Source organism: Marinomonas sp. S3726 (assembly GCF_000967665.1).
In the GTDB taxonomy this organism is placed as follows: Bacteria; Pseudomonadota; Gammaproteobacteria; order Pseudomonadales; family Marinomonadaceae; genus Marinomonas.
The window spans coordinates 160,584-181,125 of record NZ_JXYC01000011.1; the positions used below are offsets into that span (position 1 = coordinate 160,584).

At 39.7% G+C, this 20,542-nt stretch carries 20 protein-coding genes; 12 read left to right on the plus strand and 8 right to left on the minus strand.

The genetic code is table 11. The annotated features are described in order from the left end of the window. Nucleotides 1-8: 8 nt before the first annotated feature. Nucleotides 9-962 (minus strand): MoxR family ATPase, encoded by a 954-nt coding sequence (locus TW85_RS10165; protein ID WP_046016999.1) that lies wholly within the window; start codon nucleotides 960-962, stop codon nucleotides 9-11. A 127-nt stretch (nucleotides 963-1,089) separates the two neighbouring features. Between TW85_RS10165 and TW85_RS10170 the strand changes: the two genes are divergently transcribed. Together TW85_RS10170 and TW85_RS10175 are read left to right on the plus strand one after the other, a co-directional pair. Continuing rightward, nucleotides 1,090-1,308: a DUF2835 domain-containing protein gene (locus TW85_RS10170; protein ID WP_046017000.1), complete on the plus strand. Its 219-nt coding sequence runs from the start codon at nucleotides 1,090-1,092 to the stop codon at nucleotides 1,306-1,308. Between the two features lie 70 nt (nucleotides 1,309-1,378). Continuing rightward, nucleotides 1,379-2,419, plus strand: coding sequence for a quinone-dependent dihydroorotate dehydrogenase (locus TW85_RS10175; RefSeq protein WP_046017001.1), 1,041 nt, complete (start codon nucleotides 1,379-1,381; stop codon nucleotides 2,417-2,419). 137 nt (nucleotides 2,420-2,556) lie between these two features. Here the strand turns inward: TW85_RS10175 and TW85_RS10180 are convergent, their stop codons facing one another. Beyond that, the gene (locus tag TW85_RS10180) at nucleotides 2,557-2,766 is read right to left on the minus strand and encodes a ribosome modulation factor (RefSeq protein ID WP_046017002.1); all 210 of its coding nucleotides are present in this window, start codon (nucleotides 2,764-2,766) and stop codon (nucleotides 2,557-2,559) included. Nucleotides 2,767-2,884: 118 nt separating this feature from the next. Between TW85_RS10180 and rlmKL the strand changes: the two genes are divergently transcribed. The 3 genes from rlmKL to TW85_RS10195 all read left to right on the plus strand — a co-directional run bounded on the left by rlmKL (nucleotide 2,885) and on the right by TW85_RS10195 (nucleotide 6,522). Next, nucleotides 2,885-5,119 (plus strand): bifunctional 23S rRNA (guanine(2069)-N(7))-methyltransferase RlmK/23S rRNA (guanine(2445)-N(2))-methyltransferase RlmL, encoded by a 2,235-nt coding sequence (rlmKL, locus tag TW85_RS10185; protein WP_046017003.1) that lies wholly within the window; start codon nucleotides 2,885-2,887, stop codon nucleotides 5,117-5,119. A gap of 183 nt (nucleotides 5,120-5,302) precedes the next feature. After that, entirely contained in the window at nucleotides 5,303-6,160 is an 858-nt protein-coding gene (gene purU, locus TW85_RS10190; protein WP_046017004.1) for a formyltetrahydrofolate deformylase, read from the plus strand. A 101-nt stretch (nucleotides 6,161-6,261) separates the two neighbouring features. Continuing rightward, nucleotides 6,262-6,522, plus strand: a complete 261-nt coding sequence (locus tag TW85_RS10195) for a hypothetical protein (RefSeq protein ID WP_046017005.1) — start codon at nucleotides 6,262-6,264, stop codon at nucleotides 6,520-6,522. Nucleotides 6,523-6,599: 77 nt separating this feature from the next. Here the strand turns inward: TW85_RS10195 and TW85_RS10200 are convergent, their stop codons facing one another. After that, on the minus strand, nucleotides 6,600-7,664 hold the full coding sequence (locus TW85_RS10200; RefSeq protein ID WP_046017006.1) for a DUF3549 family protein: 1,065 nt from the start codon (nucleotides 7,662-7,664) through the stop codon (nucleotides 6,600-6,602). A gap of 45 nt (nucleotides 7,665-7,709) precedes the next feature. Between TW85_RS10200 and TW85_RS10205 the strand changes: the two genes are divergently transcribed. The 5 genes from TW85_RS10205 to can all read left to right on the plus strand — a co-directional run bounded on the left by TW85_RS10205 (nucleotide 7,710) and on the right by can (nucleotide 12,842). Next, nucleotides 7,710-8,093 carry a YqcC family protein gene (locus TW85_RS10205; protein WP_052702072.1) on the plus strand — a complete coding sequence of 128 codons (384 nt, stop codon included), beginning with the start codon at nucleotides 7,710-7,712 and terminating at the stop codon, nucleotides 8,091-8,093. A gap of 6 nt (nucleotides 8,094-8,099) precedes the next feature. Then, nucleotides 8,100-9,005 (plus strand): DUF1853 family protein, encoded by a 906-nt coding sequence (locus TW85_RS10210; RefSeq protein ID WP_052702074.1) that lies wholly within the window; start codon nucleotides 8,100-8,102, stop codon nucleotides 9,003-9,005. 61 nt (nucleotides 9,006-9,066) lie between these two features. Continuing rightward, complete coding sequence (locus TW85_RS10215) at nucleotides 9,067-11,253, plus strand: EAL domain-containing protein (protein ID WP_046017007.1); 2,187 nt, start codon at nucleotides 9,067-9,069, stop codon at nucleotides 11,251-11,253. 127 nt (nucleotides 11,254-11,380) lie between these two features. Further along, entirely contained in the window at nucleotides 11,381-12,238 is an 858-nt protein-coding gene (locus tag TW85_RS10220) for a putative RNA methyltransferase (protein WP_052702077.1), read from the plus strand. 4 nt (nucleotides 12,239-12,242) lie between these two features. After that, a complete protein-coding gene (gene can, locus TW85_RS10225) occupies nucleotides 12,243-12,842 on the plus strand; it encodes a carbonate dehydratase (protein ID WP_046017008.1) in 600 nt (199 codons plus the stop codon). 82 nt (nucleotides 12,843-12,924) lie between these two features. Here the strand turns inward: can and TW85_RS10230 are convergent, their stop codons facing one another. Together TW85_RS10230 and TW85_RS10235 are read right to left on the minus strand one after the other, a co-directional pair. After that, nucleotides 12,925-13,872, minus strand: a complete 948-nt coding sequence (locus TW85_RS10230; protein WP_046017009.1) for a LysR family transcriptional regulator — start codon at nucleotides 13,870-13,872, stop codon at nucleotides 12,925-12,927. Between the two features lie 269 nt (nucleotides 13,873-14,141). Further along, the gene (locus TW85_RS10235; protein ID WP_046017094.1) at nucleotides 14,142-15,320 is read right to left on the minus strand and encodes an AGE family epimerase/isomerase; all 1,179 of its coding nucleotides are present in this window, start codon (nucleotides 15,318-15,320) and stop codon (nucleotides 14,142-14,144) included. 163 nt (nucleotides 15,321-15,483) lie between these two features. Between TW85_RS10235 and TW85_RS10240 the strand changes: the two genes are divergently transcribed. Continuing rightward, a complete protein-coding gene (locus tag TW85_RS10240; RefSeq protein WP_046017010.1) occupies nucleotides 15,484-16,737 on the plus strand; it encodes an ROK family transcriptional regulator in 1,254 nt (417 codons plus the stop codon). Next, nucleotides 16,734-18,236, plus strand: a complete 1,503-nt coding sequence (locus tag TW85_RS10245; RefSeq protein WP_046017011.1) for a TyrR/PhhR family helix-turn-helix DNA-binding protein — start codon at nucleotides 16,734-16,736, stop codon at nucleotides 18,234-18,236. Before TW85_RS10240 ends, TW85_RS10245 begins: the two co-directional genes overlap by 4 nt. Nucleotides 18,237-18,678: 442 nt before the next feature. On the opposite strand, the gene TW85_RS10250 is transcribed toward TW85_RS10245, so the two are convergent. From TW85_RS10250 to TW85_RS25940, 3 genes are all read right to left on the minus strand, one after another. Further along, the gene (locus TW85_RS10250) at nucleotides 18,679-18,870 is read right to left on the minus strand and encodes a hypothetical protein (RefSeq protein ID WP_157196923.1); all 192 of its coding nucleotides are present in this window, start codon (nucleotides 18,868-18,870) and stop codon (nucleotides 18,679-18,681) included. 218 nt (nucleotides 18,871-19,088) lie between these two features. Then, nucleotides 19,089-19,937 carry a methyl-accepting chemotaxis protein gene (locus TW85_RS10255; RefSeq protein ID WP_052702079.1) on the minus strand — a complete coding sequence of 283 codons (849 nt, stop codon included), beginning with the start codon at nucleotides 19,935-19,937 and terminating at the stop codon, nucleotides 19,089-19,091. 38 nt (nucleotides 19,938-19,975) lie between these two features. Next, a complete protein-coding gene (locus TW85_RS25940) occupies nucleotides 19,976-20,386 on the minus strand; it encodes a PAS domain-containing protein (protein WP_046017013.1) in 411 nt (136 codons plus the stop codon). Nucleotides 20,387-20,542 lie beyond the last annotated feature (156 nt).

The window sequence follows — 20,542 nt, forward strand, 5'->3', positions numbered from 1 at the left end:
ATCTTTACCTAAGCAACAGGTACTCTTTCAAGTAATTGATCAAGTAAAGTATCTGAAGTTAGGCCTTTTGCCTCAGCTTCAAAAGATGGGATGATTCTATGCCTTAGAACATCATGGGCAACCGCTCTAACGTCATCAGGCGTGACAAATTGCTCTCCTTTTAACAATGCATGGGCGCGGGCACATCTATCTAATGCTATGGTTGCCCTTGGGCTGGCGCCAAAATCAATAAGCTTAGTTTGATCGCCTAGATAGTGTTCAGGGTGACGAGTAGCCATCACGATTTGCACTATGTACTCTTCAATAGGTTCAGCCATATAGAGGCCTAATGCCTGCTCTCTAAGAGAGCGAATATCGGCTTCGGTACAATCTGGTGATTCGATTGCAACCTTATTAGCACTTTGATTTCTTACCAGTCTTAGGACTTTTAGCTCGTCCTCGGCATTTGGATAGTCTACTTTTAGCTTCATAATAAAGCGGTCAAGCTGGGCTTCAGGAAGAGGGTAGGTACCTTCTTGCTCAATCGGGTTTTGTGTGGCGATGACAAAAAACAATTCAGGTAATTGATAACTTTTATTACCAACCGTGACTTGTCTTTCACCCATTGCTTCTAATAAAGCAGATTGTACTTTAGCGGGTGCTCGGTTTATTTCATCGGCAAGAACAATATTATTAATTACTGGGCCGGGTACAAATTGAAACTGACCCGTTTCTTGTTGGTATACCTCAGAACCTGTGACATCACCTGGTAATAGGTCTGGGGTAAATTGAATTCTATGGAACTTACTCGCTATGCTTTGTGCTAACGCTTTTGCTGCGGTTGTCTTTGCTATACCTGGTGGTCCTTCAAGTAAAACATGTCCATCTGCAATCAATGCAATTAACAATCTATCGGTAAGGGTGTTCTGACCAATAATGGCCTGATTTAAGTAATTTTTTAAACGAGTTATCACAGCATCCATCGAGTGAATGATCCTCATACTTCTGTCAATAAAAGTGGAGACACAATATAATACGACAATCTTAAATGATTGAATTCCAAGAAGACAAGCCTAGAAGGGCTTAGTTCAAATTTTTATAGGGAATAAGATGGCGTTAGTAGTGGTTGATGTTGCCTTAGCAGCTCATAAATTTCAGGACTTGTATCAAGGAAGAGCAAAATATTTAGTCGTGCAAAGTCGTGATGGTAGGAATATCCAACTACCTTTAACCATATTTCGACCTTTTCTAACCCATAGTGGTATTTATGGCACATTTGAAGTGGAATTTGATCAAAATTATCGGTTAGTCGATATAAAAAAGAAGTAAACTAACAAAGATTTATTTAGTGATCATAAGGTTCACTAACAATATTGATATCAATTAGGAGTTTTTGATTATGTATAACCTTGCTCGCTCTGTACTGTTTAAAATGGATGCAGAGGTGACACATGAGTTGTCTTTAGAATTATTGGCAGCAGGTCAAAGGCTGGGTGTTAATCGACTTTTGCTTGATAGCGTACCTGACTCACCCGTAGAAGTCATGGGGCTAACTTTTCCTAATGCTGTTGGCCTTGCAGCAGGTCTTGATAAAAACGCAGACGCATTTGAAGCGTTTGGACAAATGGGCTTTGGTTTTGTTGAAGTGGGAACCGTCACACCGAAAGGACAAGCAGGTAATGACAAGCCACGATTGTTTAGATTGCCAGAGCATGAAGCGATTATTAACCGTATGGGGTTTAATAATAAAGGCTTGGATCATATGGTTAGCCGTATTAAAAACCATAACTATAAAGGTATTTTAGGGGTTAATATTGGTAAAAATCTGACAACATCTGTTGAAGATGCGGTACAAGATTACCTGGCTTGCCTAAACGGTGTTATGCCATATGCGGATTATATTACGGCAAATATTAGTTCACCTAATACACCCGGTCTAAGAAGCCTTCAGTTTGGTGAAAGTCTTGCCGAGCTTATCTCGCCTCTCGTTGAAGCTAAACAAAGATACTTTGATAGTACTGGTAAGCACGTACCTTTAGCTGTGAAAATAGCGCCAGATATGACAAGTGATGAAATTAAAATGGTTGCAGATACTCTTCAGTCTCAAAAGATTGATGCCATTATCGCAACTAATACAACCTTGTCTCGAGATACTGTTGCTGGCCATAAACATGCAGACGAGGCGGGTGGTTTAAGTGGTGCGCCGGTTAAAGATGCTTCAACACTTGTAGTGAAAACCTTAGCGGATCATTTGCAAGGTGAGCTACCTATTATTGGAGTGGGTGGTATTTTAACTGGCAATGATGCGATTGAAAAACTTCAAGCCGGCGCTAGCCTAGTACAGATTTACAGTGGTTTTATTTATAAGGGACCTGAACTGGTTCGTGCAGCAGTAACCAGTACAACGGGTTACCTGAATGAAATGGGCAAAACTAAATAATTAGCTTTGTTGTAAACGAATAATTTTGAAGACAGTAAACGCTAGATTGTAAAAGCTTGATAAGAAGTCTATTCGTATGATGGGAAAATGAAGCAAAAGCTACGATGCTTTTGCTTCATTTTAGAAACGGAGTCTAATTAATGGGGAGAACTGATTGCTTTAAAGGTTCCTTCCACAGGTGTTAGACCATCCCACATATCGACTCTGCCTTCTCTCCAGCCGGCTAACCATTCAGAACGAGAGTTCTCATGGTATTGATTTGATAGCCCTTTAGAGCGTCCTGCCATACCTGCGCGATAGCCACGTATGTAGGCGCGATGTTGAAGGTCTCGTTTCTGTTTCTTCATTTGACTAATCCTCTAAACTTTCTTTTGTCGAACTTTAAGTTCTAGTAGAGAAATGAGTGATTGTCTAAAAACACTTTGCTCTAAAAGAGTATAAATTTTCATAAAAAAGTAATTAAAAATGACAACTAGACAAAATTCGCAACTCGAATCAGGCTCAAAATCAGATGTGAGCTATCAACTTGAAATCACCTGTCCGCTGGGGTTAGAAAATGTACTGGCTCAAGAATTAGCTGGCCGAGGGTTAACCCAAACTCGTTTAGGTGAAGGACAAGTTAAGCTATCGACAGATTTAGAAGGCATGTACACAGCTTGCCTTTGGTCTCGCGTTGCGACTCGCGTCATGTTGCCATTAGCTCAGTTTGAAATAAACAGTGCTGATGATTTATACGAAGGTGTGAAAGCGATCGACTGGTCTGAGCATATGACGGCTACTTCAACCCTAGCAATAGATTGTCATGGTACTAACCATAGCATCCGAAATACACAGTTTGGTGCGGTAAAAACTAAGGATGCGATTGCTGACTATTTTGTTGAAAGAGACGGCGAAAGACCAACAGTAGAAAAACAAGATCCAGATATTAGAATATCGGTTCGAGTGAAACGCGAGAAGGTCACTGTTAGCTTGGATTTATCAGGTGGCAGTATGCACCGTCGAGGATATCGTCAACATGGTGCTATGGCGCCATTGAAAGAAAACTTAGCAGCAGGTTTGTTATTAAGAGCAGGTTGGGGGCAAGATGACTTCTCTCAACTGATTGATCCTATGTGTGGCTCAGGAACTTTTTTAGTTGAAGCTGCGCTTATCTCATTGAATATTGCACCAGGTTCGCGCCGTAGCTTTTGGGGTTTTAAAGGCTGGCGACAGCATGATCACAGAATGTGGCAACAGCTGAATGACTTTGCTAAAAACGAGCGTATTGCACCTGCGGACTTAAAAGTACGTTTTATTGGGACGGATAATAATCAAAAGGCTATTGCTCATTCCCGTGAAAATATTAAGCGTGCAGGCTTAACTGGTATTGTTGAAGTCGATTTAGCGCCTTTTCAGGAGTATGACTTCGGTATTGCAGAGGATGCAGCTCCTGGACTAGTCATGACTAACCCTCCTTATGGTGAGCGTATTGGTGATGAGCTTGCTTTGGTTGCACTTTATCGCCAGTTGGGTGAATGGGTCGTTGAGAATTGCATGAATTGGCGCTTGTTTATGTTGACGAGTAACCAAGCTTTAGCGAAACAAATCCCATTGCGTCCAGAGAAACAAACCCGAGTACTGAATGGTGGTTTAGAGTGTCGTGCTTATCGTTTCCCTGTGGTTGAGCGCTTTATCAAACAGGATGCCATTGCAGCACCTGCGGTAAATGGTGCTGGTGCAGAAATGTTTACCAACCGGTTGAAGAAAAACCTTAAGAAGTACGCTAAGTGGGCCAAGAAAAACAAAATTGAGTGTTATCGCGTTTATGACGCAGATATGCCTGAATATGCTGTTGCGATCGACCTTTATCAAGACTGGGCACATGTGCAAGAGTATCAAGCGCCAAAAAGTATTGATCCTTTAAAAGCCAGACAAAGACTATTTGATGTGGTTGCCGCTATCCCTAATGCCTTGAATATCTCTGAATCACAGGTGATTGTGAAGTACCGTCAGCGCCAGACTGGACGTGAGCAGTATGAGAAGCTAGATCAATCCAAGCATGAGATGCAAGTGACTGAGTATGATTGTGACTTCATCGTAAACCTTAAAGATTACCTTGATACAGGGCTTTTCTTAGATCACAGACCCGTGCGTAAATTGATTCAGTCTAAAGCTGACGGTAAGCGCTTCTTGAATCTTTTTAGTTATACATCGACTGCTTCTGTACATGCAGGTCAAGGTGGCGCGAAGTCGACCTTAAGTGTTGATATGTCAAATACTTATGTGGATTGGTCTAGGCGTAATATAGAGCTTAATGAGTTTAGTGAAAGAGATCATAAAGTGGTGAGAGCTGACTGCTTTGAGTGGCTTAAAAATAGTGAAGATATGTTTGATTTAATCTTCATGGACCCACCTACTTTTTCAAATTCAAAGAAAATGGAAAACGTATTAGATATCCAGCGTGACCATGTCGACTTATTAACCTTGGCGATGGCGCGATTAGAAGCTGATGGAGAGTTGATTTTCTCTAACAACTATCGCCGATTTACTTTGGATCAGAGTATTCTTGATACTTATGATGTTGAAAATATCACTAAGCAGTCGTTAGATTTAGACTTTGAACGTAATAGTAAAATTCACCAGTGTTGGATTATTAAGCACAAGAGTGCTGAAGAACAAGCTGGGTTAGATAACTTGGATCTATTTTCTGAAAGTTTCTAGTTGGCTGAGTTTAATCAAGGATAAGCCTGTAAGAAGGCTGCAGAACTCGATATAATTTCGACTATTCGGTCAAATTTCTGATTAAGGTTCACTGCCTTCACATAATTGATCTAAAAGTAATTTGTATGCCAGACCGTTAAGGGTCTGGCATATCATATTTGACATCCTACTAAAGAGTTTAAAATGAACAAGACGTACCGATTGGTAATTAGTTGCCCAGACAAAGTGGGTATTGTGGCAGCCGTAAGCCAATTTTTACAAAAAAATAATGCTTCTATAATGGAAGCCAGCCACCACACAGACCCAGAGCAAAAGTGGTTTTTCATGCGTCACGAATTTGACGCAGAAAGCATGCCGCTTAGCCTAGAAGAGTTTAAGCAAGGTTTCGAGCCTATTGCTGAGGCCTTCCAAATGGAATGGTACGTGAATGACTCTGCTAGTAAACCTAAAGTGGTATTGATGGCAACACGAGAGTCTCATTGTCTAAATGATATTTTGCATCGCTGGCATACGGGTGAGCTTGCATGTGACATCGTTGGCGTAATTGCAAACCATGAAGAACTGAGATCCATGGTTGAGTGGTATAAAATTCCTTTCCATTGTATTCCTGTACCAAAGGAAGACAAGATGGATGCCTTTCAAAAGATCGAGCAATGCATTGATGATGCAAAGGCTGACACAATAGTGCTAGCGCGTTATATGCAGATCTTCCCTGAATACCTATGTGAGAAATACAAGCATCAGGTAATTAATATTCACCACAGCTTCTTGCCTTCGTTTATTGGTGCGAAACCTTATCACCAAGCCGCTGTACGAGGTGTGAAGTTAATAGGTGCTACTTGCCATTATGTGACTGCTGACCTTGATGCTGGCCCTATTATTGAGCAGGATGTTATTCGAGTTCGTCATAGCCATAGTGCACAAGACATGGTGCGTTTAGGTAAGGATATTGAAAAGCTTGTCTTGTCTCGTGGCCTAAGATATCACCTACAAGATCGTGTTTTAGTGCACGGAAATAAGACAGTTGTATTTGCAGACTAATCTGAACTAACCGGAAAAAATTCTGTCTTTGTTTTGTTTCTATAAATATTGACTATATTTATACGGACATTCAAATAAAGTAACAGCGTAGGGGTTGCACCATGAAACTGAAACTTACACCTACTCAGAATTTATGTGTTGGATTTTTAGAGTCTGGATTCAAAGTGATGCAGGTAGATGACCAGTATTTCTTTGTGAAGGGAGATCGTCGCCAAAAAGTATTGCCTAAAACGTTAGAGGCCTTAGTGAATCGTGGTGCGGTTCAATATGATGAAAATGGAGACTATGAACTAAGTGAGGCTTTCATAGAACATAGAAAGCAGATGCGTTCACCAGTTCATATGAACCACACGCGACACTAACTCAATTACAGACACTGTATAGATACGAAAAAGCCATTATTGTTAAATAATGGCTTTTTTATTCGCATCAGAAAAAGCTATTGCACTTGTTCCGGCGCTTTTGTAAATAAGCTGCCTATGGCTTGAGTCAGTTTAGGGCTGCGATTTTCTCCTCTAAATAGCGACCAAAGCGAACCACGTACAACTGGTGTGTGGCTTAATTCAGAAGCGATCTGAGAAAAAGCAACATAGCCATCAGTACGATTAGCGAGATTCTCCATTGCTAAAGACAAAAGCTCTGGGTCAGTGTTAAACCATGAAGGGCATTTAGCGACGATAGCCACAATGAGCTGTAACTCATCATCTGTTGCTTGGTTTTCACCCGTTACTAAAGAAAGTTTGATTGATTGCAATAGTTTCTCAGATGGTGCAGCTTTGGAAACAGAGCGAATTAACGCAGCTCTCCATTCCGTATTACCTCTCGTTGGGTAAATAGCCTCAACAAAGTTTAAGTAGTCTTCTTCAGGGCGTTCATGTTCCAGTGCTTTAGCGAGTGCAACCGCAACAGGCTGAGGGGCAAATTCAATCGCTTTTTTGATCAAAGCTAAATACTTCTCTTGATTTGCTCTCACAGCAAGGTCAGCAATCCCTTGAAGGCCAAGAGCCTGCCAAGATGTGTCTTCTTCGTTTAGATCAGATTCTAAGTAAGTGACTAATTGATTGAAGAAACTAGACGCATCTTTTTTAAACTGAACAGATAATGCAGCATGAAAACTGGCCATTCTTTCGTGGTCAGGCTGGAAAGCGTAAGGGTTGTCCTTAAGGGCATCGCTAATGTCCGTGCTGCCATCTTTATTTAAAATTCTATCAACAATAGATTTAATTAAATGATCTCTTGTGCCTAAATTAAGGCTACCTTTTTCATCTATTGGTAAGCGAATAAACCAGATAACTGGCTCTGCATTCTGCTCGGCTTTCAAGGGATGTAATAAAATGGCTAGCCAAGCTTGCTGTTTAAAAGCATATGGATATGGTTGCTGTTTCTTATCAAATTGAATAACTTGCGCTGGCGTGATTTTGCTAACATGACGGCCAATGTCATAAAAACTTGCTTTACAGCCAACGAGTTCAAAAAGGTCTGTAAGGGATTCAATATTATTCATTTACGCGAATGCTCTTAAGTGGTGTCTATTGGAGGTTGGGTCCAGATGACAATGCGTTATAGTATGGCTGCAATATTACCTTTTTTTGGGAGAGAAATCAGGTTGGATAAACATCATAAATTAGCAGATTCTTTGCTTAACCTCGAAAAGGTTATGCGTGAGGTCAATGTTTGGCAAATGGCTGAACCAAGTGACCAAGCTTTAGCCAGTCAGCAACCTTTCTGTATTGATACTATGGGGTTTGATCAATGGTTAAGGTTTGTCATGATAGCGAGATTTAAAACCATGTTAGCCCAAGGTCAAGCCCTGCCTAATCATTCAAATATCGCTCCTATGGCTGAAGACTTTTATAAAACACAAGATAAGCAGGTAAAAAGCGCAATTGTTAATGCCTTAAAAATGTTAGACCTCTGTTTGAATGAAGAGTAGGCAAGCATGGTATTTAAGCACCAAGTGGTAAATGATCTTGCTTTTGTTTTAAAGGCACCTCTAATTTATCAGGATCTTGATATAGCAAAATACTGGCTGCCAGATAGTCAAGATAAGCTCATTCAATTAGATAAAAACCCAAAGCCTCTGGTTCAAATGGTAGAAGCATGTAAATCTCATTTCTTGGGCAGTTACTTCGAAACTTTGTTCTCCTTTGCACTCAATCATTTTTCATCTTTAAAGATAGTCTTAGAACATACTCAATTGATTTCACCAGAACGGACGTTAGGTGAAATAGATGCGCTTGTTACTGATGCAAATGGACAGGCTCATCAGCTTGAAGTGGCAATTAAATTTTACTTGGAATCCAGTGACGAGGTAGGGCATTGGATAGGGCCTAATAAAAATGACAGCTTTGTAAAGAAATATCAAAGAGCTAAAGCGCATCAGTTAACCATTTTGGATCTGCCAGAAGCTAAGCCTTTATTGGAGCAATACTCTCTCTCTTTACCTGTTGAAAGACACTTATTGATGTTTGGTGTTTTGTTTAAACAACTGGCAGATTTTGGGTCGTTAGCTTTGTTTGAGAGTGATAAAACACATTTTGAAAAGAATAAAAATAAGGAGATTAATCCTTATGCTAAATCAGGTTTTTGGGTGCGAATAAATAATCTGAATTGGTTACATAAAGGCTTTTTTTCTAGCCAAGAGATGCTAAAGCCTTTTTGGATTTCAACGCCAATAGATCAAGAAGTTGCAACAAATAAATGGCAAAATTTTCATGCTTGGCAAGCAGACCTCGAGGGCAAATTTAAAGAAGATGAAAGGCCAAGATTATTCCTGTTAACCTGGAGAAAAGAGGGGGGATCTAGCAAAAATCTTCGCCTTTTTGTTGTGCCTGAGCATTGGTAGCGCTTGTAAAATTGCATGGTTTAGGGCATAAATAGCGACTGATTTTTAAGTTGTTACGTCGATGTCTATTAAAAGTACGAGGCTAAAGGAGATAGCCAAAATTCCCGAATGGGTGGTAGACGTTGATCATGCCAGTATTGCTTGGTGTAACCAAGCAGCCACTGAGCTCTTTGTCGAGTCTAATCCGAACAGTAAGCAGGCATTACCTGCCATTTCAGCAAATTTGAAGCGTCGATTTGCTCGGTTTATTACGTCTTGTGATAAAGGACCAACAACGCCTCTTACTTGGGCATTTCAATGTGTTAAAGGTCATTACTATGACTGCCAAGGGAGTATTATTTCCTTGGGAGCGAATACCTATGGCATTAAAGCTAAGGCCGTCAAAAGGCGAACCCTGTTTAGAAGCGAGGTGACGCCAAATGAAAAAGATGATCAAACTCATAAATCGGCAGAGCAAACGACTAAGCGGTTAAAACCGCAAATAGCACCAATAGAAGCAGAAGCATATAAAAACATACCGATTCATCTAAACGCTCCTGTTGAGCAAAATCCCCCTCTTGATGACGTCAGTAACTTGCCACTTATGATGCCAATTACCGAGTTTTCACAACTCTCTTTGGCTGTATTCGATGACAAATATCGTTTAATTGAAGCAAGCGCATTATTCAATGACACCTTTTCTGATGTCGATAACTTAAAAGATATCTTTGCACTTAACTCCGACTTGAATAAAGCCATTAAATTTTTATCCTCTAAAGAGGCCTTAAATCATCATGGTTTCCCTTTAACTTGGGAGGTAAGGCTTACTACGAATCAAGGTATTCGTTGGCATCAAATCGAGATGCATTATGATGTTCAAAAAGCACAAAACTTTTTGTCATTACTGGATATTAATAATTTAAGAGAACAGGAAAACTCTTTATTTAAACTGAAAAACTATGACCCTTTGACAGACTTACCTAATCGTCACTTACTTTACCAAGAGTTGGATTTGACTTTAAAAAACTCACACTTAAGGTCACAAGAATTTGGTGTGCTTTATTTAGATTTAGATGGCTTTAAAGTAGTGAATGACAGCTTTGGTCACAGGGTTGGAGATGAGTTGATTGTCCAGGTTGCGAAACGCCTTTTGGCTACTCTGCCTAAAGGTGCAAGGTTATTTCGCCTTGGGGGCGATGAGTTTGCTTTGATACAAGAAGATATTAAATCAATTGATGAGCTTGAGCTGCTGGCACAAAGTTTGATGCAAGCGGCTTGCTCGGCCTATCCAATTGCTGAAATGGAAATGCTGATTACTGCCAGCATAGGGATTGCCCATTACCCAAGCCATGGTGAGGATGTTGATACCTTGTTACAGCGGGCTGATGTGGCAATGTATCGTGCAAAATCTATCGGTCATAACTCTTATAAAGTTTATAACAGTAAGATGTCTCAATCTTTGAATGCTTATATGACACTAGGCGGTGGCTTAAGGCGCGCTATTGAGAATCAAGAGTTTGAACTTTATTATCAGCCAAAAGTGCGTTTGTCAGATCAGTATACGGTAGGGGCCGAAGCGTTAATTCGTTGGCAGCATCCCGAATTTGGTTTGATTTCACCAGATAGATTTATTCCGATTGCTGAAGAGACAGGCCTTATTTTGCCATTAGGTGAATGGGTAATTCGTACTGCCTGTAAACAATTGCAGAAATGGCGTGAGCAGGGCTACCCAGAGATTAGTTTGTCGGTAAATTTATCTGGTCGTCAGTTTATGCAGGCCGATCTCGTCTACATGGTAAAAGAGGTGTTAGCAGAAACGGGTGTGAATCCGAAAAATCTTGAGCTTGAATTAACCGAAAGTATGTTGATGGCCGATGCTGATCAGACTATAGAAAAACTACATGGTTTTCGAGAGTTGGGTTTAAGCCTTTCAATTGATGATTTTGGTACGGGTTACTCTTCTTTGGCTTATCTGAAAAAGTTTCCTATACAGACATTGAAGATAGACAGGTCATTTGTGCGGGATCTTGGTAGTAATTCAGATGATAATGCGATTGTAAAAGCAACGATTGCCATGGCTTCCAGCCTTAATTTAAAAGTGATTGCTGAAGGCGTAGAGAATTATTCTCAACTTAATGTTCTCAAAACCTATGAGTGCCAGGAGGTGCAAGGTTTCTTCTTTGCTAAGCCTATGTCTAGTAATGACTTTTCTGTTTATATGCAGCAAGAGTCGGGAAACCTATCAAAGAACTTTCGGGCATTGCATTGATAATGTTGGATGAGAGATAAACTTAAAGACAAATAGTAATTGCGTCTATGCATTAGGGTTATTTTTCTTGTTTCCTTAGTTGTATCTGCCTAGACTAGCCCAATATTTTTTAGGATCTATTGATACTGTGTTAGACAACTTAATATGCCCTCTTGATGGCGAGCCATTAACTTTAGAAGCACGATCGCTTGTTTGTCCAAATGGTCATACTTTTGATCTCGCCAAAACAGGCTATGCGAATCTACTGCCTGTACAAAATAAACGTTCTAAAGACCCTGGTGATAACAAAGCCATGGTAGCGGCAAGACAGGCTTTCTTAAATAGTCAGTCTTATCTAGGCATAGCTAAAAAAGTAAATGAAATTGTTAAAGGTTTTGCTGCAAATTTTACAGATAAGCAAATATGCTTATTAGATGCGGGTTGTGGTGAAGGTTACTATCTATCGCATCTGCAAGAGCAAACGGATTACTCTCTGGTCTCTAGCATAGGTCTGGATATCTCAAAATGGGCAGTAACATCTGCAAGTAAGCGTAATAAATCTTTGTCTTGGCTTGTTGCCTCAAATGGTCATTTGCCCATGCCTGAAAATAGGTTTGATGGCATATTATGTTTATTTGGTTTTCCTGTTTGGTCTGAATTTGAGCGTGTACTCACGGAACAAGGTTTTGTTCTAGTGGCCGATTCAGGTGCAGATCATCTACTTGAATTGAGAGAAGTACTTTATCCAGAAATTAGGTCTTATAAAGCGCCTAATTATAACGGGATAGAAGGTCTTGATGTCATTTCAACCCAGTCCTTACGTTTTTCTTTTGAGGTAAACTCAAATGAAGAATTGATGAATTTACTCGCTATGACACCTCATATGCATAAGGCTCCATACGCGGGACGTAAAGCAATCGAAGCACTCACTCACTTATCTTTAACTGCAGATGTCACTTTTACTGTTTTGCAAAAGCGCAAACAAGAAGGGATATTGGAGACTTAATTTAATGTCTAAGCTAGATAATCTATTTTCAAATAACAGAGAATGGGCTGAATCAATTACACGTGAACAGCCAGATTTTTTTGAAACCCTATCAAAACAACAAAAGCCAGAGTATTTATGGATAGGTTGTGCTGATAGTCGTGTGCCGGCAAATGAGATTATCAATCTCATGCCAGGTGAGGTTTTCGTACATAGGAATATCGCAAATGTGGTTGTGCACACGGATCTAAACTGTCTATCAGTTATTCAATTCGCGGTTGAGGTGCTAAAGGTTAAACACATCATGGTGGTAGGTCATTATGGTTGTGGTGGTATTAAGGCAGCGCTCGATAGTGAAGAACATGGATTGATTGATAATTGGCTGAGGCATATTAAAGACGTTCATCGTTTTCATCAGGAAAAAATGGATGCTGAAACTGATGAAAAGCGTAAGTTCGATCTTCTATGTGAGCTAAATGTCATGGAGCAGGTGAATAACGTTTGCCAGACCAGCATAGTGCAGAAGGCTTGGAATAATGATCAAGAGCTGCATGTACATGGTTGGGTTTACGGTATTAATAATGGTCTTATTAAAGACCTAGATGTTACCGTTAGCTCTAACTAGAAGCCTAGCATTGGACTAGATTAAAGATTATCTGGAAGCTTGCCAAACATCGGTATCTGGATGTTTGGCGGTTTTTAAGTGGTTAATTGCTATCTGCAATCACTTGAGCACAAGCTGAAATAGTCTGACGTATCCACATATGGCCAGGATCATGTTGTAGTAAAGGGCTCCACAGCATCTTTAATTCAACAGGTGGAATTTCAAAAGGCGTAGGAAGTACAACAATTTCTGTGCTTTCACCTAATAAACGAGTTGCAAGTAAGGGAAGTGTTGCCACTAGACCTAATTGCTCTGTCGCTCGCATGGCCACATTATAGTTACGAGTAAATAAACGAATACTGCGCTTTAATCCCATATCAGCAAGTGTTGAGTCAACCCAGCCAAGTTTTTGAACTTCATCTGGCTGTACACCAACACCTACCCCAAAACCTGTTTTACTAACCCAAACGTGCTGAGCGTTCATATAAGCGTCTAGGCTAGGGCTTTTGGCAAGTTCACTGTCTTTATGGGCGATACAAGCAAATCTATCAACCCAGACTGACTTTTGATGAAAAGATTGAGGTAAGGTCTCAAAGCGGTTGATAATGAGGTCCACTTTGCCTTTTTCAACATCATGAAAACTCACATCACTGGGGTTCATGACATCCAGAATAACGTTTGGCGCTTCTTTTTGCAGTCTTGCCATGAGAGGGGGAATAAGAGTTGCTTCGGCGTAATCACTGGCCATAATACGGAATACGCGAGAGCTAGAACCTGCATCAAAGCTTTGCCCTAGATGAAGCACTTCATCCACAGATTGAAGAATTAAACTTACTCTTGGTTGAAGTTGAATTGCCAGTGCTGTTGGCATCATGCCATCACTGGTTCTTACTAAGAGAGGATCGTGAAATAAATCTCTTAAACGACGAAGACCGTTACTCATTGCTGGTTGAGTAATCCCAAGCTGGTTTGCTGCATGAGTAACATTTTGTTCTCGAAGTAGAGAGTCTAAGTAACGAAGTAAATTTAAATCCACTTTATCTAACTGCATATCAAACTCTCATCACAAATTTGACCCGAATCATACTGTATTTAGGGCCTAATGAAAAATCCCTAGGGCTAGTTTCTGGTGTATTTGTGATATTAAACGGGTTAGACATTGGTCTAGATTTAAGGGGAGATCAAGCTTAATTTAGCTTGAGATCCAAGTGGAAATGAGCTCACTTACTTGAGTTCGTAAAAGGCTGTATTGATTGGAAGGGTGAGGTTTCATTTTTTTGCGAAACCTTGCCCTTGGGTTCAGAGGTAAATAGATAGAAACTAAACTAGAGGTAGTACTTCATAGCAGGCGCCCATGGTGTGATAGTCTGTTTTCCCTGCTGGGCTTTTACAATCATCCATAGCTTGATTATCTTTGGTTAGAATTCTAAACCAAGCACCATATTCATGATCTATCATATGATCCCAAGCGTATTGCCAAAGCTTTGTATAGATATCCCAGTATTTATCCTCTTGAGTGGCTTTTGCAAGCCAAGCCGCAGCGGCAAAGCTTTCTGCTTGAACCCAAAAGTATTTATCCCCATCACACATGGAACCATCTGGTCCATAACCATAGATGAGGCCACTATCTGTTTGATCCCATGCTTTATCCCAAGCTTGATCAAATAGACTTTTTGCCGTGGTGATTAAGCAAGCTTCAGGTGCTCTGTGATTAAGCATAAGCAAAAGCTTACTCCACTCTGTCTGATGGCCTGGCTGAAAACCCCAAGGGCGGAATAAATGTTTGGGATCATCTAGATTGTATTGCCAATCAATTTGCCAGTTCACATCATAGTGTTCCCAAATTTGACCTTCAGCTAAGTTTGCTTGACGCTGGCAGATATTCTTAGCAAGTAGTTTGGCACGCTCTAGATAACGGTCTTCACCTGTTGCATCAAAGGCAGCTAGCATGGCTTCACAGCTATGCATATTGGCATTTTGCCCGCGGTAGTCAGAAACAGTTTGCCAATTATCAGAGATTTCATCTTTGTAAAGGCCAAACTCTTCATCCCAAAAATGTGTTTCCATCAAGTTGTAGGTTTCATCTAACCAGCTTCTTGCCTCTTCTACACCAGATTCGAACGCTTGGGCATAAGCTAAAACAACAAAGGCTAAGCCATAGCAATGGTTGGTGTTATCTAGGTCTTTGTCTCCTTCAAGTAGCCAGGTATAACCGCCATCTGCTTTTTTATGACGTTCTCTTAAGTAGCTCACACCATGGAGCATGGCTTCAAAATAGTCAGGGTTACGGCTGGCTTGAAATGCTTTTGCATAATTAAAAATAAAGCGAGTACTGCTTACTAAGTGGCGTGTTTTTGTATCGTAAATATCGCCGTTATCTTTGAAAAAGTGAAAAAAACCACCGTCAGGATCAATACATCTAGGATGATAGAAGTGCATGGTTTTTGCTATGTGTGCCTTGAGAAAATCAGGGCTTTTAAAGTCAGGAATAGCTGTCATATCAAAGAAACTCACTAAGCAATTAATAGGGATAAACACAGAGTAATCTAATTATTAATTAAATCAATTAGATTTAATTAATAATTTTCAGTAGTTTCAACAGATTGTTTATAAATTTCATTTTGCTAAGCATTTTTGCTTTTAAATCAAGGTCATCACTTAAATGAAGCATTCAGGTAGTACATCTGAGCAAAGTCGTCTTTACAATGAGCGTATTATTCTTCAAGCGGTACGAGAAACCCCAGGAATATCACGAGCTCAAATTGCAGAGCTTACAAGACTCAGCGCTCAAACTATTTCGGTTATCACCTCTTACTTAATTGAGCAGGAACTACTTTGTATTACAGGCAAGGTGAAAGGGAAGCGTGGCCAGCCTTCAATTAAGCTGGAAATTAATGCCCAAGGAGCCTATGGCCTAGGCATTAATATAGATCGAGACCACATCAGTGCTGCTCTAGTAGATTTTAATGGTAAGTGTTTATTATTACGTCATTGTGATGTGCATTTTCCAACTGAAACGGAAGCTAAGCAAATTGCCCTTGGGTTAATTGAAGAAGTACGTGAAACCTTAGGTGATACTTGGCAAAAGGTGCAAGGTGTCGGTTTAACTATGCCTGACTATATGGCCGAATGGCTGGAAAGTTTGGTACATAAGGCCGATGAAGCGCTGGACCTGATGCATTTAAAAAATGCCATGACCTATTGGGCATCTGATGACTTTAAGCTTTGGTTAGCTCGCCATACAGAAAAAACAGTTATTTGCGAAAATGATGCAAATGCTTCGGCAATTAATGAGCTTCTTTTAAGTGGAGGGGAGATTTCTGCGCAAGACTTCTTCTATATCTTTATTGGTGCTGCCTGTGGTGGTGGTATTGTCTCTAGAGGTGAGTGTGTTCGCGGTGCTGCTGGTGGTGCTGGTAATTTTGGTTTGATTCCAACGGCGAAAGGAGAGTTAGGTGATTGGATTTTAGAGGCTCTATCCAGTGTTTCCTTAAGGCGTTTTTTAGCACGAAAAAATCAAGACTATGCTCAACTTGAATCTGAGTACTTAGATGATACGACACTTAAATATGTTCAGGCTTGGAGTAAAAAAGTAGCGCTTGAAGTGACTCCTGCTTTAATTAGTGTGATTGCGATTCAAGATCCTAAGCGGATTCTATTGGGCGGGCGTTTAGAAACATCAGTGCTACAGCCACTCATTCAGGAGTTGACTCAATCTCTGCAGGAGCAGGCTCCTAAGGTATTAAGCTTACCTAAAATTGAAATTGCAGAAACGGCCATGACATCCAGTATTGTTGGAGCAGCAATTTTACCTCTTTATCAAACTTTCTCTCCTTATCAGTCCCTCTTGTTAGTGTCAGATGATAATGGGGTGAAGCAAGCACTTAATTCGGTTAATGAGTCTATCGTCGGATGATTTTAGAAATACATTGTCATGATCGAATCGGCATGGCGACTCAAGTGCTAGATCTCTTTATTCCCTATGATATTGATCTTAAAGGCATTGAGATAGATAGAAAGCATGAGCAAATGTATTGTGCATTTGCTGATATTGCGTTTGAGAAGTTGCAAAGCCTCATGGCAGAAATTAGGCGAATTGATGGTGTGATTGATGTCAAAACGGCTTTGTTTACACCTTCCGATCGTGCCCATAATGCCTTATTTACACTATTAAAAACCTTATCTGATGGGGTTGTGTCGCTAGACCTCTCCGGTAATATCATGATGGCAAATCAAGTTGCGATAGAAGATCTGCAACTGGATAAACACTTTTTAGGGCAGCCGCTTAGCCAATATTTAAAAGGAGTACATTTTACCAAGGAGTATTTTTCTAGTGCTAACCTGACTAAATTAAAGCGGTTTCAAAGTAAGAGAGTAAGACTGGCAGGTAAAACATTATTACTTGAAATGCTACCTATCTACGTGCCAGGTGAAATTGAAGGTGAGTCTGTTAGAGCTGGTGCTGTGTTACAGATTAAATCTGAGGCTAGATTAGGCTTACAGGCGCAAAAATTAAGGCATGCGGCCGCCCAAGACATAGTGTTGGATCAGTTAGTGACCAAAAGTACCTTGATGCGTACCTTATCAAAAAATTTAACGGCTTTCCTTCCTATGGCTGCACCTATTTTCTTAACAGGTGAAGCCGGTGTGGGTAAGCAAGATCTCGTAAAAGCCATGATGCAAAGTTGGCAAAAAATAAATGGTTTTGCCCAAACTAAGTTAAAAAGTATTAGTGGTAACAAGCTTGCAGCAAAGCACTTAGAGCCAAATCACAAGGGGCAATGGTGGATAATAAATGAGCCCCAGTGGATAAGCCCTGAGATGCAGCAGCAAGTGCTGGATTACCTTGACTGTCTTGATGTGACAGGCTTTGACTATAATCGGCTTATTTTTGTTTCAGAGTTATCGTTAGCGGAATTGGCTGAGCAATATCCAGCTCAACAGGCGTTTTTATATCGACTTGCTCAATTAACCTTAAATATGCCGCCTTTAAGAATGCGAAAACAAGACTTATCTGAATTAACGCATTATTACTGCCAACTTGCCTGCGCTGACTTAAATAAGCCCATGTTAAAAATTAGCCGGGCAGCCTTTAGTAAGTTGTCTATGCATAACTGGCCTGGAAACCTAACAGAGCTAAGGCATGTGTGTTATCAAGCTTGTTTGCTAACCAATAAAAATATGATTGATATCGATGATATTAGCCTAGTGAGTCATATCAAGATGCAAGACGCGGAGTATGAAATAGACCTAATTGATGGCTCGCTTGATAAAACCATGAAACAGTTTGAAGCTAGGTTGTTAGCCCGTTTATACCCTGAATACCCGAGTAGCCGCTTGTTAGCAGAGAAAGTGGGGATGAGTCATAGTGCCGTCGCTAATAAGTTAAGAGAATATGGTATTAAACAAAAATAGAAAGACTTTTTCATGGCTTGCTGCTTGAAAAAAAAGAGGCTAGAGAACTAGCCTCTGGCTTAAATTGATTGAAATGCTTCATGACCAAAAAGCTTTGCATCAAACAAACCTAAACTGAGCAGCGTTGAACTCATTACAAGGTGTCGTCGTATAATCAGAAGTACTAACTTCCAAAATACAATGAAAAGTGTAGAAGAGAATGAGAAAGAATAATCGGTGGAATCAGTTGAAGCTTAGCGAATTTGCATTATGTTTTTCTGGTTCAGTGTTTGATGACTTTAGATACATCAAAATAGAGTTAAGTACTTAGAATCGACTAGGGCGGCTTAGAGTGAATATCTTGGATATTAGCAGAATGACTGGAGCTAGATTAAGTGGTTTGATTGTGAAAAAATGACTTACTTTAAGGCGAAGAGGCCTATATCAAGGGGAACAGTTAAGCTTAAGTGTTTAAGCTTAACTGCGGGTTTTGAGATTTAACCTGGAAAACTGCCTTGCTCTTGCTGATTAATTTAGACACAAAAGCATGGTTTTTTTTAGTAAACTCATAAAAACTATTTGCTGTATCTTGGCTGTCTGACTCAAATCCCCATTGTTTTAAAAGTGCTTCGTACTCTTGTTGTGAATCCATCATGTATTCCTCTTTAATTATTAAAAATGTTGTTTAATTACAACAAATGCATGGTAAAACGCATTCAACATAAGAACAAACGATGCTTTTTCACTATTTAGGTTAGAAAAATTCACCTATTTCTTTCAGTTAATGTTTTTCGCTTGTATTCGTTTGAATATATTTGCCTAAAGAGGGGCCGGCACCAGTTATCACGTGCTGGTGCCATGTAAGGGAAGGCGTTATTTATCTTTAGTTAAACTTGCAACATTGTTAGAAACCTTATCTGCTCCTTGCTTAATTTCTTTTATTAAGCTTTCAGCGGTTTGAATCAGCTGGCTGTTATCGTGAGTGAGCCGGCTTACTGTCTCCATATTTGTACGAGTATCCCTAGTTAGGTTGGTATTATTTTTTACCATCTCGTCAATTTCGATTGTGGAGCTACTTGTGCGCGAGGCAAGTTGTCTAACCTCGTCAGCCACAACGGCAAACCCTCTACCATGTTCTCCTGCTCGGGCTGCCTCAATAGCAGCATTTAATGCGAGTAGGTTTGTTTGTTCTGCAATACTGCTTATAGTCGTAACAATCTTGGATATTTTATCTGATTCCTCATTGAGCAATTCAATAAGTTTTGTCGCAGCTTCCATTTGCTCCGAAATCTCACCTGAAATCTCAACAGATTTGGATAATATCTGTGCTCCCTCTAATGATATTTCGCTACTAATTAAAGCGGTTTCATAAGCTACTTTAGCTGCTGCCTGAGTGGATTTTTGTTCTTCTATTTGTTTGCTGATATTTGATGCGAACTTAATAACTTTTATGACATTTCCATCATGGTTGAATACAGGGTTGTAAGTCGCTTCAAGCCAAAGAGTATTACCTTGACTGTCTTTTCTTTCAAACTGACCTGACTTAAATTCACCGCTTTCTAATTCACGCCAAAAGTTAGGGTTTTGAATATAAAAATCATCATGACAAAAAATTCTATGATGTTTATTTATAATGTCTTTTTCTTGGTAATTAACGCTGTTTAAGAAGTTTTGATTGGCTTTTAAAATGTTGCCTTCTGGGGTGAACTCAATGACTGCCATAGATAAATTAAGAGCAGCTAAAATAGCATCCTGATTTTTTATTTTGCTTTTGTAGGTAGAGATATCTGTATAACTAGCAATAACTTTAAAGGGGGGTCTTGGTCAAAAATCGGAGTATAAACCTCTTTTAACCAGATGAATTCACCTGATTTTGTATGCCTTTGATAGGTGCCTTGGTGGCTTTTTCCTTCCTTCAAGGATTGCCAAATACCATTCTCTCTGGTGTTTGGTTCATTCTTATACGTGAATAATGTGCTTACTTTATTATTTTTCAGCTCTTCTAGATCATAGTTAAATAAATCTAAAAAAACTTTATTCGCACTTAGGAGCTCTCCTTCCAGATTAAACCCAGCAATTGCTAAGTTCTCTTTTAGAGAATGAATATAAGAATTACTATCATTTAAATTATTTATTAGATCCTTCTGCTTTGTTTTCTTAGAAAATAACATGCTTAACCTTAAGTTGCTTTTTAATAAAACAGTTGAAACCTATATGTATATAAAAGTGAATATGTCGCGATTAAAGAGGGGAGTAGCGCAAGTAAAAAGATTAAAACAGTATTTAAAATATTGTTTTTAAAAATAGCGCAAGTTAACCATGAGGAT

Coding starts and splice junctions, on each gene's coding strand:
- TW85_RS10165 (WP_046016999.1), bottom strand. CDS start 962: ATGGATGCTGTGATAACTCGTTTAAAAAATTACTTAAATCAGGCCATT.
- TW85_RS10170 (WP_046017000.1), top strand. CDS start 1,090: ATGGCGTTAGTAGTGGTTGATGTTGCCTTAGCAGCTCATAAATTTCAG.
- TW85_RS10175 (WP_046017001.1), top strand. CDS start 1,379: ATGTATAACCTTGCTCGCTCTGTACTGTTTAAAATGGATGCAGAGGTG.
- TW85_RS10180 (WP_046017002.1), bottom strand. CDS start 2,766: ATGAAGAAACAGAAACGAGACCTTCAACATCGCGCCTACATACGTGGC.
- rlmKL (WP_046017003.1), top strand. CDS start 2,885: ATGACAACTAGACAAAATTCGCAACTCGAATCAGGCTCAAAATCAGAT.
- purU (WP_046017004.1), top strand. CDS start 5,303: ATGAACAAGACGTACCGATTGGTAATTAGTTGCCCAGACAAAGTGGGT.
- TW85_RS10195 (WP_046017005.1), top strand. CDS start 6,262: ATGAAACTGAAACTTACACCTACTCAGAATTTATGTGTTGGATTTTTA.
- TW85_RS10200 (WP_046017006.1), bottom strand. CDS start 7,664: ATGAATAATATTGAATCCCTTACAGACCTTTTTGAACTCGTTGGCTGT.
- TW85_RS10205 (WP_052702072.1), top strand. CDS start 7,710: ATGACAATGCGTTATAGTATGGCTGCAATATTACCTTTTTTTGGGAGA.
- TW85_RS10210 (WP_052702074.1), top strand. CDS start 8,100: ATGGTATTTAAGCACCAAGTGGTAAATGATCTTGCTTTTGTTTTAAAG.
- TW85_RS10215 (WP_046017007.1), top strand. CDS start 9,067: ATGTCTATTAAAAGTACGAGGCTAAAGGAGATAGCCAAAATTCCCGAA.
- can (WP_046017008.1), top strand. CDS start 12,243: ATGTCTAAGCTAGATAATCTATTTTCAAATAACAGAGAATGGGCTGAA.
- TW85_RS10230 (WP_046017009.1), bottom strand. CDS start 13,872: ATGCAGTTAGATAAAGTGGATTTAAATTTACTTCGTTACTTAGACTCT.
- TW85_RS10235 (WP_046017094.1), bottom strand. CDS start 15,320: ATGACAGCTATTCCTGACTTTAAAAGCCCTGATTTTCTCAAGGCACAC.
- TW85_RS10240 (WP_046017010.1), top strand. CDS start 15,484: ATGAAGCATTCAGGTAGTACATCTGAGCAAAGTCGTCTTTACAATGAG.
- TW85_RS10245 (WP_046017011.1), top strand. CDS start 16,734: ATGATTTTAGAAATACATTGTCATGATCGAATCGGCATGGCGACTCAA.
- TW85_RS10250 (WP_157196923.1), bottom strand. CDS start 18,870: ATGATGGATTCACAACAAGAGTACGAAGCACTTTTAAAACAATGGGGA.
- TW85_RS10255 (WP_052702079.1), bottom strand. CDS start 19,937: ATGGCAGTCATTGAGTTCACCCCAGAAGGCAACATTTTAAAAGCCAAT.
- TW85_RS25940 (WP_046017013.1), bottom strand. CDS start 20,386: ATGTTATTTTCTAAGAAAACAAAGCAGAAGGATCTAATAAATAATTTA.